Below are 12,987 nucleotides of genomic sequence, written 5' to 3' on the forward strand. Positions count from 1 at the left end.
CCAAACCTCCCATCATACCCTAATTTTATTATTCAATAAGTAATTACCAATCCATGTGGCCCCGATGATTACAATAATTCCTGCGAATACCTCTAACATGAATAGTTCATAACTAAAGAAATAAAAATCTAATAGAAATGTATCGATTAATACAGGAGCAAAAAAAACAATTCCTGAAGCAATCACATATAAAACTGCAAAAAGGATTCCCTTTAAACGGTAGCATCTTTCAAACAATATCGCTGTGAATACAACAAATAATGATGCAATTCCAGTTCCGTAGTATACAAACAATTGGAAAACGGAATTCGGATAAAAAACGATTAAATAACCGTATCGAACGAGTTCATTAATTGCAGTATCTGTTAAAAAATCACTTGGAACTAACCATTTTAAAATTTGACTTTCGATTGGTAGCAAAAATATTTGTAATGCAACAAGACCGAATAGAAAAATTAAAATCGTTGTTACTTTCGCGATATAGACATTTAATCTTGCGGTTGGGAGCATGAGTAAACGATAGGCAAATGTGTTTTTCCCTAACCAATCCCGATACCATATAAAAAATACATATATGAGTAATACAACAACACAGATAACGATGGAACTTAAAAACCATGTAGATTGAACGACATGACCCATTGATAATGTCCCAAACTGATCTATATATTTTTCCTTCGACATCAATTCTTCTTCCATCATGTATTTTACATCTCTTAAATACTGTCTGGATATTGAGAATAAAGAGATGATTTGCATACTGATGGCTACTCCAATTAAAACGAGATATAGTTTTAAAAAACGATTAAATTCAAAGTTCACTAGTTTTAAATAACGTTTCATTTCACATACACCTCCCGCATCACATCAATAACGGATTTGCCTTCAATTTCTCGGATTTCCTCTACGTTAAATTCTTTTAAAACAACTCCATTATCTAGTAAAATTGCCTTATCTATCAGATGTTCAATATCATTAATTTCATGTGTTGTTATAATAACACCACGGTCTTCGATTAAGTGACTTGTAAATACATTTGCGATTTGTTCACGGCTAAAAATATCAATTCCTGAAAATGGCTCATCCATTAACAAATAATCAACGTCGAGTGCAAGGCCTAAGAGCATATTCACTTTAGCTGTGTTCCCTTTTGATAATTCACTAATTCGATCTGCTTCACTTAGCTTAAAAAATTCTAATAATTCTTTTGCCCGTTTTTCATTCCAACTTTGATAAAAATCAGCCATAAACGTAAACGCATCTCGTATCCTCATTTGTGGTAACATCGTAATTGTATCTGGTATAAACGTGATTTTTTCATAGCTATCTTTCGTTATCTTATTGCCATCGATAAAAATTTGTCCACTATTTATTGGCGTTAGTCCCATAATAGCTTTCATAATCGTTGTTTTACCAACACCATTGATTCCTATTAAACAAGTAATTTCCCCTTTATTAGCTGTAAAGGAAACCCCTTTTAACACTTGTTTTCTTCCAAACTTTTTCGTTACATTCATTACTTCAATCATGGGAATCCCTCCTTTTCATTTCTCCTTTTTCATAATTTTCTTTAACTAAACTTATCACTTCTTCTAATGGTACATTTATCGTCCGAACTGACGTAACAAATGTTTCCACCGCTTCCATTATCAACTCGTTTCTTACCCCTTTTAACACTTGCTCATCCTTTGTAATTCGACTCGGTAAATTCCCCTCTGTAAAAATCAACCCTTGTTCCTCCATTTCTTTATACGCTCTCTGCGCCGTATTCGGATTAATTTTCAATTGATTAGCTAATTCTCGTCTCGATGGAATTTCTTGTCCCGGTTCATAATAACCTTTTGCTATTTGCTCTTTAAAATGTTGAATGACTTGAACATATACGGGATCACGATTATTAAATTTCACATTCATAGACCCATCTCCTAAAACATTTTGTAAAATATTAGAAAGCCTTTGTATCATCTGTATTAATTCCTTGGTACACAAAAGAGAAAAAAATCCAGTTTACCAAGCTCAATCAAATACGTTCGAGTGTTCTTTCCGTAACACAATATAGCTTTAATTACTTACTTGTTACTGTATTAAACGATTAATACATTAGTAGTAAAAAAGTATTAACTATTTAGTACATTTGTTAATCGTATTATATGATTAATACAGATAGTATGTCAACACATTCTCAACATTTTATAAAAAATAATTTATATTCCTTAACCAATTGATATAGAATTGTTATATTTGTTAGCAAAAAGTCGAAGATTCTTTTGTATACTTATACTAGACTAAAAACAATCGTAGAAGGAGTACATAATTATGGGACTAATATCATTTAAACATCTTTCTTGGAAAGAATTTCTCCAATCAAGGGAATCAAACGATATCAATCAAGTTAATAATCGTGCGAAAAATCGTTTGCAATTCATAGGCTTACAGCAACAAACGTTAGTGTACATACAAAAAGCGGTCAAATTAATCGAACCATTTAGAGAAGATATCTTAGAACGAATAACCAATCATTTTTGTTCAAGTCCAGTAATTGAACAATATATCGAAAAAATTAGCAAAAACCAATTCAAACAAAATTTGTCTAACTATATGAATCAATTCTTCCGTGGAATTATTGATCAATCATATATTGAATCAAGACTTGCTATCGGTCGATTACAGAGTCAACTACATGTAACGCCCGAATATTTTATCCCCGCTTATCAATTATTCATCCAACACATCGTTACAATCGTCATGGAAAAATTATACAAACGGCCGGAACTCATGATACATACTGTCTTAGCTATTGAAAAGCTTGCAACGTACGATCTTCAATTAATTGAACAATCTTATTTTGAAAATACAAATAAGCAATTACTTTTTAATGTAACACATATGTTAAATCATTTAACAGACATCGATACAACGAAAAAATTAATTTATAGTATGGAAAATCAAATGGATGAAATTCATAGTTTAACAGCAAATACGGAGGAAATGCATGCATCAATCGAGGAAGTAGCGTCAACTATTCAAAATGTAGCACAAGGTACGACTCAAGCCCGTAACTTTGCTGTTAAAAGTCAAGAGGTTATAACTGAAACTCTTATTGATATTCAAAAGCTTGGTAAAGTATACGATACTGTTATTAATAAAGTTTCACAATTAGAACAAGAAATTGCCCAAACTGAAGAAGTGATTACAATTATTAAGGAGATTGCTGACCAAACAAATTTATTAGCTCTAAATGCTAGTATTGAAGCAGCTCGTGCCGGTGAACACGGAAAAGGGTTTTCTGTTGTTGCCGAAGAAGTTCGTAAATTATCAGAACATACAAATGAGCAAATTAGCCAAATCTCCTTAAGCTTAGATGAACTTCATAACGTTGCCCATATCGTCACAGAAGAAATTAAAGAAACAACTGACTTAATGGAGAAAAGTGTGACAGGGTCAGAACATGCAAAATCAGCATTAATTGACATTGTTGAAAGTATCGAGTCTATCAATAGCTCTAATGTTCAAATTGCTGAAATGGGTGAACAACAGGCTACTGCAACGCAAGATATTGCTAATCGCATTAACACGATCTTTGAACAAAGTTTTCAAACACAAGAGCTTTCAAAAGAGACTGGGAAACTTGTGCTTGAACTAAGTAATTATATGGAAAATTTCCGTCAATCCTTCCTAGATTTGAACTTATACTTAGAATACGAAGATATCGTCAAAGTAACAGAAACCGATATGCTTATGTGGAAATGGAAAGTTTATAACGTTATTCTTGGAATTGAACATATTAAACCAGAAGAGGTAACCTCCCATAAAGATTGTTTACTCGGTCAATGGTACTATAGTGATTTACCGGAACATGTAAAAAATTCAAGTACATTTAAGCAAATTGAGGAACCACATAAAGCCGTTCATGATTTAACAAAACAAGCAATCGATTTATATAACCAAGGTGATCGTGCAGGTGCTGAAGAAGCACTTTCCAAACTGACAGAAGAAATAGAGCTTGTCCAAACCTTAATGAAAAAAATGAGCTAGATTGTTTTTTTGATCTAATATGCTAATTCTAAATACAATGTAAACCCCAAAATATTGTTAAACCAACTATTTGGGGTTTTCCTTTCCGTAAATTTCTTAACATCCATTTCATGACTAACAGAATTACCTATTTATCATTATTAAACTAATTTCGTTAATGACGATTATTTTTACCTTTTCTTCGTTTTATTATAAGAATCATTGCAAGTATTAACAAACTAATTAGAATTAAAACTGGTAAATTTCCTACTAAAAACACAATCATGCTTGAAAATGTCACAATTAAAAAGTTAATACTTTTCTTAAATTGGTCTTTCGTCATTTCCCATGTATTTAACTGATCGTTTCCTATCGATCCTACTTTCACGTTCTTTTCTTCTAATGAGATTGTTACGGTTGCCAAGTCCGCTTGGTTTTGCAAATAGTTCATCCGACCGACAATGGTTTCAATTTCTTCTTGTACTGTTGCTAAATCTTTTGAGATCGAAAGGAGATCTTCCGTTTTCGTTGCTTCCTCCATAAAAGCAAGTAAACGATTTTCAACCACACGCTTGGATTTTAAACGTGACTGTAAGTCGACATATTCCTCTGTCACATCTAGCCCGGTAATGGAACGGTCAATTACTTTGCTACTCCCTTTTTCAACTAAAGTGAGAAATTCTCGAAATTTATCTTGGGGTACTCTTACTGTTATTTCACCGTATAAATTCGCATGATCTAGATTTTGTGACATCATGGAATCGACTACGTACCCATTATATTTTTCAACGTATTCAATAATCCTATCTAATGACTTTTGATAATCTTTTACTTGAATATGTAAATATGCGTTGTAGATAATTTTTCTAGTTTCTTCACTTTTTACAGCTTTCTCTACCGTATCTGTTTTCTCTTTTTGTCCCTCATCTTTGGCATCTTTCATCTCATTTTCTGTTTCCCCTGCTGAAAAGTTACCTGATAGATTTTCAGTTGTACGAATATCAGATGATTTTGAAGATTGACTGCCATTTTTATCGTTACTACAACCAGTAATGATTAATAAACTAATAATTAACGTAATAAAACACCACTTTTTCATCGAACCACCCTTTCGAGACTCTTCGTCTATACTTTAATAATAACGAATGGGTGTCAAAAAAGTTGCAAAATATAATAATTTTTTAAAAGAAAGTTTAATTTTCATTAATCATATGACTCATTTCTTCTGTGCAGATGAAAAAATATATGCTCGTCCATGTCAAAAGACGTGCTCATTAGGAAAAATAACGGATGTAAAGAAAACTTAGGGCGCAAGTCTTGTTGAAGCGAGAGCCGTAGTTTGCCGACTAGAAAGAGAGTTTTTCGGTTTTGATGGAATGCTGCCGAAGTTTTTCTTTTGCACTTATGCTTAGGAAAGTAGAAATTTGAAAATTCAACCTTTCCAATTAGCCAAAAAAGCCTGAATCCGAAATTCAAATCCAAGCTTTTCATATTATTATTGTGCTGTGTAGCCACCATCCACGAGAACTGTTATGCCAGTTACAAATTCATTTTCACAAAGGAACACGATCGCATGAGCAATTTCTTCTGATTTTCCTAAACGACCAATTGGATGACGTGAGACTAATCCATCATAGAAATCACCTAATGCCTCTTTATTAACCATACCCGAGTCTACATACCCAGGGGCAACAGCATTTACACGAATTCCTCGACTTGCATATTCCACCGCTAATGATTTCGTCATAAGGTTAACAGCACCTTTACTTGCATTGTATGCCATTGCACCCGCTTCTCCAACAGAACCTAGAATAGATGCTGTATTAACAATTGAACCTCCACCTGTTTTTAACATTTCAGTAATTGCATATTTACACCCGTAAAATACACCATCTTGATTGATTGAAATTACTCTTTTATATTCTTCATCTGTTAATTCATGTGATTGTTTTAAAATCCCAACACCTGCGTTATTTACCATAATATCTAAACGACCAAAAGTCTCTACTGTTGAAGCGACTAACTTTTCTACCGATTTTTCATCAGAAACATCCACATGTTTAAAAATCACATGATCGAATTGTTCTTTCAAGTCTTTTTCTACTTCTAGCCCACCTGCTTCATTGTAATCAGCAAAGACAACTTTTGCCCCTTTTTCTAAAAATGCCTTCACTGTTGCTAACCCAATACCAGATGCCCCACCAGTAACAATTGCGACTTTTCCATTTAATTCAAACATAACTATTCCTCCTCGTATTCTATGAAAATATGTAAAAATATTAACAATCCCATTATACAATACTTTTATATAAAATTGCTAATTATATCACAATACTACAGAAAAGGATTTATTCGAAATTCCATAAAGAATTAAGAATAAATCCTGCTTTAGATTATTTTCTAATTTGTCCATTTCCATTAATAATAAATTTACTTGAAGTTAATGCATTTAATCCCATTGGTCCACGGGCATGAAGTTTCTGTGTACTAATCCCAATCTCTGCCCCATAACCGAACTCAAACCCATCAGTAAATCGAGTAGACGCATTATAGTATACTGCTGCCGCATCAACATTAAGTAAGAAAAATTCGGCATTTTTATCATTCTCTGTAATAATCGCTTCCGAATGTTTTGTTCCATACGTATGAATATGATTAACTGCCTCATCAACACTCTCTACTAATTTTACACTCATTGCTAAACGTAAATACTCTTCATACCAATCATCCACTGTTGCTACGTTTGCTTCCGAGAAAACTTGACAAACATGTTCATCCCCATAGATTTCTACTTGATGTGCATGTAACTCTTCTAGCAAATTAAGTCCATGTTGTTTAAACCATTCTTGATTGATTAATAGTGATTCAACCGCATTACATACAGATGGTCGTTGTAGTTTTGCATTTAAAACAATATCTTTTGCCATAGAAAAACTTGCAGACTGATCAATATAGATGTGACAATTCCCTGCTCCTGTTTCAATTACTGGAACAGTTGCTTCTTTAACAACGGTTTGAATTAAATTTTTCCCACCTCGAGGAATTAATACATCTAAATATTCATTTAAGCGGAAGAATGACTTTGCTGTCTCTCGAGAAGTATCTTCAATTAATTGAACTGCTTTCTGTGGAACTTGTGTTTGTGCTAAAGCACGGTGGATTGATTCTACAAGTGCAATGTTCGAATATTTAGCAGAAGAACTTCCTCTTAAAAGAATTGCATTCCCGGTTTTTAACGCTAACGTTGCTGCATCAACTGTTACATTTGGTCGAGCTTCATAGATCATACCAATGACACCAATAGGTACTCTTTTTCTTTCAATATAAAGCCCGTTTTCTTTCTCAATCGTTTCAAGCACTTCACCGATTGGATCTTGTAATTGTATAACCTGATGAATTCCCTCTATCATCCCTTGAATTCGATCTCGATTCAACATAATCCGATCAAGTATTGCGGATGGTAATCCGTTAGCCTTCCCCACTTCTAGATCTTTTTGATTTTCTAATAGTAGGATCTCTTCGTCTTCTTGTAATTGAATTGCAATTTGTTTTAACGCATCGTCTTTTTGCTGAGTTGTAAGACGTGTCATTTCATAGCTTACCTGTTTCGCAACTTTTCCTTTTTTTACTACCTCATTTTGAATGACCATTTCCACTTTCCTTCCTCCCTCGTCTATTTGTTTATGAACATCCTTTTCAGCCTAAAATTATATTGATTTATATTATCGGGCATTTTACGATATCGTTTTTGTCCCTATTTCACAGCCGTTATCTCCTTACTTTTCTTGCTTTTACCCAATTATTTCGATGAATGACTTCCAGTGATAATTCTTGAAAATGTTCACCTTGATTCGCTTTATCAAATAAGAATCGATTTAAATCTTCAGAAGAACAACTAACCTCTCCTTTACCAATAATGCCTTTATTTCCAACCACTTCCACAACGTCCCCACGCTCAAAAGTACCATTAACCTTATAAACACCGGCTGAGAGTAGACTTTTACCATTATAAAGAATCGCTTCCATTGCCCCTTCATCAACGTGGATTTTTCCACGAGATTCTGAGTGAAGAGCAATCCATTGTTTTTTTGTATTTAGTGCATGACTGGAACGATTTGAAATATATGTCCCGTCCCCTTTGCCATCAATTATTTCGGTTAACTTATTGACTCCATTGCCAGTTCCAATAAAAATAGAGACGCCTAGGGAAAGGGCTGTTTTTGCCGCGATTAATTTCGATTTCATTCCACCCGTTCCGACTTTTGAGCCTGTGGAATCAGCTGCATTTATTAAGTGTTCAGGAATCTCTTCTAAAAAGTTATACTTCTTGGCATTGAAATTTATCCGTGGATTGCCATCATATATACCGTTAATATCAGTTAAGATGATTAAACGATCGGCATGAATGAGCCCACTAACGAGACTCGAGAGCATATCATTGTCACCAAAAGTCAATTCATCGATGGATACAGTGTCATTTTCATTAATTATTGGTAATATTCCTCTTTCTATTAGTTCCGATAACGTTGCATAAGCATTACGGTACCGGTTATGATTTGTAAAATCAGAACGAGTCAATAGAATTTGCCCGGCTGTTATTCCATATTGGCTAAATTTTCCCATATAGGATTGAATTAATAAACTTTGCCCAACACTTGCAGCAGCTTGTTTTCCTTTTAGTGTAACTGGTCTTGTCGGATATCCTAATTTTTTAAATCCCGCAGCAACCGCACCTGATGAGACAAGTACAAGCTCATGACCGCAAGAAATTAATTTTGCAATTGCATCAACATGATCAGCTAGTTTGTCTTGGTCAATTTCACCTTTTTCATTTGTTAATGAACTACTTCCAATTTTAACTACAATACGCTCTTTAGACATGCTCATCCCTCTTACAATTTTAGATTTGGATAAAATAAAAAGCCCTTCCGTCCTGCTAGTTAAACAGGACGAAAGAGCTAATCTTCCGCGGTACCACCTTTATTGAGTGCATACATAACACTCCACTTTCATCTTTAACGCGAATTGCGCCCATAGTTTTGCTATGGGACTCAGAAGGTAGGTTCTGTAGGTTGATTATGACAGAATCTTTCAGCCCTCGGATTCTGCTCTCTAACATATCAAGTTCTACATACTATTCCTTCGTTAACCGTTCGAATATTTTAATATCTATTATGTATACAATTTCGGTAAATGTCAATCCTTTTTTCAAAAAATTCAAGATTAGAGAAATGACAACTCAGGCGGATGGGCCACAAGATGCAGGCATAGACGTAATTGAACCTGTGTGTTAGGAGTTTCATATGTCATTCATACTTCCATTTTAATCAAAAAAAGCGACACATAGTAATGTAAGCATCGCCTATATAAGTTATTATTTTCATTAGAATGCAGATGTCCAGCCACCATCAACAACTAGGACGACACCATTGACAAAGCTTGCTTCATCAGAGGCTAAAAATAGTGCTGCTTGAGCAATTTCTTCTGGTTCTCCAGCGTGTGGCGTAACTGCGTGAGCTAATCCTGCACGACTTAAACCAAATTGATTTACATTTGTCATTGATGTTGAAATATTTGTATTTACAGCCCCTGGTGCGATGGCATTACACCGAATACCCTCTTTCGCATACATAAAGCCAGTGTTTTTTGTTAAACCAACTACTGCATGTTTTGATGCACCATAAGCGGCACCCGCATGAGCACCATTTAACCCACCTGTTGATGCGATATTTATTATATTTCCTTTTCCTCTTTCTAAGAAAATTGGAATGGCTTTACGCATTGCACGCATAACACCCTTCGTATTTACATCAAAAATCAAATCCCATTTTTCATCTGTTATATCAGCTACCGGTTCAAACCCATCCATTATACCGGCATTGTTTACTAATATATCAAGTGTGCCGTATTCTTGAACTGCTTTATCAATCATATTTTCAACGTCGATTAATTTTGCCACGTTAACTTCGAGAGCTGTTGCAAATCCACCACTTATAGTGATTTCTTGTGCTACTTTTTCTGCACCTTCTTTATTAAGATCAGCAACGACGACTTTTGCTCCCTCTTTTGCAAAAAGCTGTGCAATTGCTCTTCCCATTCCTGAAGCTGCGCCTGTAACGATTGCTACTTTCCCTTCAAGTTTCATACAGTAGTTACCACCTTTACTCATTATGATAAGCAGATAAATAAAGCGTTCTCATTCTTCGGTGTAAATAAATATTTTGCTTATGTCTTAATTTTATTGTTAAATATCGAACATATCAACAAAAAGAGTAGATAAATTGTAGACTTTTGAATTATTTGTGAAAATTTTATCTTTTGAGGAGATATTATATGGGATAAGTATATGTATAGGGACATACCTCTTATTGGCTGTCCCTTTAACCTATTCACTATTCGTATGTTTTTGAATAAAGCGGATACATTCATCAGCAATTAACTCTTTATCATTATCCAATGTGGCAACATGATAACTATTTTTCAAGAAAAAAAACGTTTTATCTACTGAGCTTATCGCGTTATATATTTCTTTTGAGTTTTCTGGTGGTACGACGTGATCAATAGTAGAGGATAAAATAAACATTGGTATGTTTATTTTATATAAATCTTTCCGAACTACTTCCATTAATGAGATTAAGTCCCCCATTGCCTTTACTGGTGTTTTGGAGTAGGCTAATTCTTGGACGCCCTCCTTTTTTATATCTGATCCAATTCCTTCAGCAAATCGGAGACCGCTATTACGTAGGTTTCGATAATTCTGATGTAAATTCGGCAAATGAATGGCTGCGTTAATAGGAATAACCCCTTTAAGTTCAGGATGACGTTCAGCTAAATAAAGGGCTAATGTTCCCCCCATTGATAAGCCGGCAACAAAAATAGAAGTACATGTTTCCTTCAATTTAATTAAGCTAGCCTCTACATCACGGATCCAATCTTGAAAACTCGCCATTTCCATATCTTCCGGATGAGTTCCGTGACCAGTTAAACGCGGACCATAAACCGTAAATCCATTATCTGCAAGGCGTTTCCCTATATAATGAACACTTTGCGTACTTCCTGTAAACCCATGGATAACTAATACTCCAATCTCATTTCCTTTGTAAAGGAACTCTTCGGCATCTTTTAAAATTGGATATGTTACCATTTAAATTGCCCTCCCCTTCCAACTTTTCTGATTATTTGTATTTTATCATAGCTGTTTAATAAATGAAAGGGTTTTTTAAAATCTGTTACATAACAGGGGAGCGACCTTTTTTCTGTACTGTTTATATTCTAATTTTCCGTTATATATAGACATTTAGACAGCTGCAATAACCTCAATTTCAATAAGAACATCTTTTGGTAATCGACTTACTTCAACCGTCGATCTTGCTGGACGATGGTCCCCTAAATGACTTGCATATGCTTCATTTACTAAAGTAAATTGGTTCATATCACTCAAGAAAATTGTAGCTTTAATTACATTTTCAATAGAAAGTCCCTCACTCTCCAAAATGGCTTGAATATTTTTCATCACTTGATTTGTTTGCGCTACGATATCACCTTTCACAACCTCATTTGTCGCTGGATTTACTGGAATTTGCCCTGATAAAAATAGTAAATTACCCACCTTTATTCCTTGAGAGTAAGGTCCAATTGCCTTAGGTGCCTTTTCAGTTTGGATTATTTTAAACATATAGATCCCCCTTTTATTTGTACTGTTCATTTAAATAAATTATATTATAATAAACTTTAGTAATTTTATAAATAATTTTTTAATAATTTTATATATCCCCCTTTAGTTTATTTGATTATATAGTCCTATAGACAGATATTTGTTTTAAATTTAGAATAGTATAATAAAACTCAATACTAGTAATAACTCTTATATAGAGAGGTGGAGGGACTGGCCCTACGAAGCCTCGGCAACCATTGAAATCAAGTTCAAACGGTGCCAATTCCAGCAGATCTTTATATCTGAAATATAAGAGGTGCGTGCTGATTCATTACTCATTACGACCTCTTTTCTTTGGGGTCGTTTTTATTTTTTCAGAAAAAAACTTAGTGAGGTGATTTTATCGTTTAAGCATTATCTTAGCGAATAAACGTGATTATTGTTCGCATAACATTATTTCCGAGTATTCGAATCAAATAAAAGGAGAAAAAAGATAAAATGCACATGAATATCAATTTTAATTCTTTTTTAGTGAAATAAGTATAGCTTTTTAAATGATGGGGCAATGTGTTATTCACATAGATTTACTGACTTACGGGAGAGGGAGTGTTTTCTGATGAACGAACGTCTATTTCGTGACGCAATGGGGAAATTCGCTACAGGAGTAACAGTTGTACTAACAGAAGTGAATAGAGTAACGCATGGTGCAACGGTAAATGCATTTATGTCCGTCTCGTTAAATCCAATGTTAGTTTTAATATCTTTAAAAAATGATTCACAAACTTTATATCATATTAAAGAAAGTAAAAAATTTACTGTCAATATATTATCTAGTGAACAAGAACATATTTCCAATGCTTTTTCATCAAAACAAAAGTCATTAGATGGTGTCGAATTCGACTCTTTATATGGGTTACCAATAATTTCAGGGGCTTTGTCTCAAATAGCATGTACGGTTTCAACAAGTTATTGTGAGGGGGATCATCATCTTATTATAGGGAAAGTTCATGATATTCAGGTGAATAATGGAGATCCGCTTATTTTTTCAGAAGGAAAGTATCGATTATTAAAAGAGTTACCCGTATACCGATAAATCAATGCTTAAACGACTTACGAGCTTCATTTTGTATGCATATCCTTCTACATTTTTTATGAAAGACACATATCCAGTAAGTAAAGAAAACTTATGTCTAAAGCCTTTAGGCGAAAGAGGAAGAGCTGTAGTTCATCGAAAAAGTTTTATCTGCTGTGGGCTAATGCTATCGAAGTCTTCCTTGTGCGCTTAAGCGTTAGGAAAGTAGAAATCAAAAAATTTGTAC

At 34.1% G+C, this 12,987-nt stretch carries 12 protein-coding genes, 1 riboswitch and 1 other annotated feature; of the genes, 2 read left to right on the forward strand and 10 right to left on the reverse strand.

Features of this window, described 5'->3' with window-relative positions; translation table 11 throughout:
• Nucleotides 1-12: 12 nt before the first annotated feature.
• From BN2144_RS17195 to BN2144_RS17205, 3 genes are read right to left on the reverse strand one after another with little or no spacing between them, the layout of a single operon-like run.
• Complete coding sequence (locus BN2144_RS17195) at nucleotides 13-843, reverse strand: hypothetical protein (RefSeq protein WP_033829465.1); 831 nt, start codon at nucleotides 841-843, stop codon at nucleotides 13-15.
• On the reverse strand, nucleotides 840-1,529 hold the full coding sequence (locus BN2144_RS17200; RefSeq protein ID WP_033829466.1) for an ABC transporter ATP-binding protein: 690 nt from the start codon (nucleotides 1,527-1,529) through the stop codon (nucleotides 840-842). The genes BN2144_RS17195 and BN2144_RS17200 overlap by 4 nt, the downstream gene beginning before the upstream one ends.
• Nucleotides 1,522-1,914: a GntR family transcriptional regulator gene (locus tag BN2144_RS17205; protein ID WP_033829467.1), complete on the reverse strand. Its 393-nt coding sequence runs from the start codon at nucleotides 1,912-1,914 to the stop codon at nucleotides 1,522-1,524. The genes BN2144_RS17200 and BN2144_RS17205 overlap by 8 nt, the downstream gene beginning before the upstream one ends.
• A 402-nt stretch (nucleotides 1,915-2,316) precedes the next feature.
• Here BN2144_RS17205 and BN2144_RS17210 point away from each other — a divergent pair, with 402 nt between their 5' ends.
• On the forward strand, nucleotides 2,317-4,035 hold the full coding sequence (locus BN2144_RS17210) for a methyl-accepting chemotaxis protein (protein WP_033829468.1): 1,719 nt from the start codon (nucleotides 2,317-2,319) through the stop codon (nucleotides 4,033-4,035).
• Between the two features lie 154 nt (nucleotides 4,036-4,189).
• Here BN2144_RS17210 and BN2144_RS17215 read toward each other — a convergent pair whose 3' ends face one another.
• The 7 genes from BN2144_RS17215 to BN2144_RS17245 all read right to left on the reverse strand — a co-directional run bounded on the left by BN2144_RS17215 (nucleotide 4,190) and on the right by BN2144_RS17245 (nucleotide 11,689).
• Nucleotides 4,190-5,113, reverse strand: a complete 924-nt coding sequence (locus tag BN2144_RS17215; protein ID WP_033829469.1) for a DUF4349 domain-containing protein — start codon at nucleotides 5,111-5,113, stop codon at nucleotides 4,190-4,192.
• Nucleotides 5,114-5,509: 396 nt separating this feature from the next.
• Nucleotides 5,510-6,253, reverse strand: a complete 744-nt coding sequence (locus BN2144_RS17220) for an SDR family NAD(P)-dependent oxidoreductase (protein ID WP_033829470.1) — start codon at nucleotides 6,251-6,253, stop codon at nucleotides 5,510-5,512.
• A 154-nt stretch (nucleotides 6,254-6,407) separates the two neighbouring features.
• Nucleotides 6,408-7,664, reverse strand: a complete 1,257-nt coding sequence (locus BN2144_RS17225; protein WP_187367049.1) for a glutamate-5-semialdehyde dehydrogenase — start codon at nucleotides 7,662-7,664, stop codon at nucleotides 6,408-6,410.
• Between the two features lie 118 nt (nucleotides 7,665-7,782).
• The gene (proB, locus tag BN2144_RS17230; protein ID WP_033829471.1) at nucleotides 7,783-8,895 is read right to left on the reverse strand and encodes a glutamate 5-kinase; all 1,113 of its coding nucleotides are present in this window, start codon (nucleotides 8,893-8,895) and stop codon (nucleotides 7,783-7,785) included.
• Between the two features lie 61 nt (nucleotides 8,896-8,956).
• Nucleotides 8,957-9,173 (reverse strand) — a binding site (T-box leader).
• Between the two features lie 224 nt (nucleotides 9,174-9,397).
• Complete coding sequence (locus BN2144_RS17235; RefSeq protein ID WP_033829472.1) at nucleotides 9,398-10,159, reverse strand: SDR family oxidoreductase; 762 nt, start codon at nucleotides 10,157-10,159, stop codon at nucleotides 9,398-9,400.
• 240 nt (nucleotides 10,160-10,399) lie between these two features.
• Nucleotides 10,400-11,158 carry an alpha/beta hydrolase gene (locus tag BN2144_RS17240; protein ID WP_033829473.1) on the reverse strand — a complete coding sequence of 253 codons (759 nt, stop codon included), beginning with the start codon at nucleotides 11,156-11,158 and terminating at the stop codon, nucleotides 10,400-10,402.
• A gap of 153 nt (nucleotides 11,159-11,311) precedes the next feature.
• Nucleotides 11,312-11,689 carry a RidA family protein gene (locus BN2144_RS17245; RefSeq protein ID WP_033829474.1) on the reverse strand — a complete coding sequence of 126 codons (378 nt, stop codon included), beginning with the start codon at nucleotides 11,687-11,689 and terminating at the stop codon, nucleotides 11,312-11,314.
• 186 nt (nucleotides 11,690-11,875) lie between these two features.
• A riboswitch (SAM riboswitch) is annotated at nucleotides 11,876-11,984 on the forward strand.
• Between the two features lie 300 nt (nucleotides 11,985-12,284).
• On the opposite strand from BN2144_RS17245, the gene BN2144_RS17250 reads away from it, so the two are divergent.
• Nucleotides 12,285-12,761 (forward strand): flavin reductase family protein, encoded by a 477-nt coding sequence (locus BN2144_RS17250; RefSeq protein ID WP_033829475.1) that lies wholly within the window; start codon nucleotides 12,285-12,287, stop codon nucleotides 12,759-12,761.
• Nucleotides 12,762-12,987 lie beyond the last annotated feature (226 nt).

It is taken from the genome of Bacillus andreraoultii (assembly GCF_001244735.1).
In the GTDB taxonomy this organism is placed as follows: domain Bacteria; phylum Bacillota; class Bacilli; order Bacillales; family Caldibacillaceae; genus Caldifermentibacillus; species Caldifermentibacillus andreraoultii.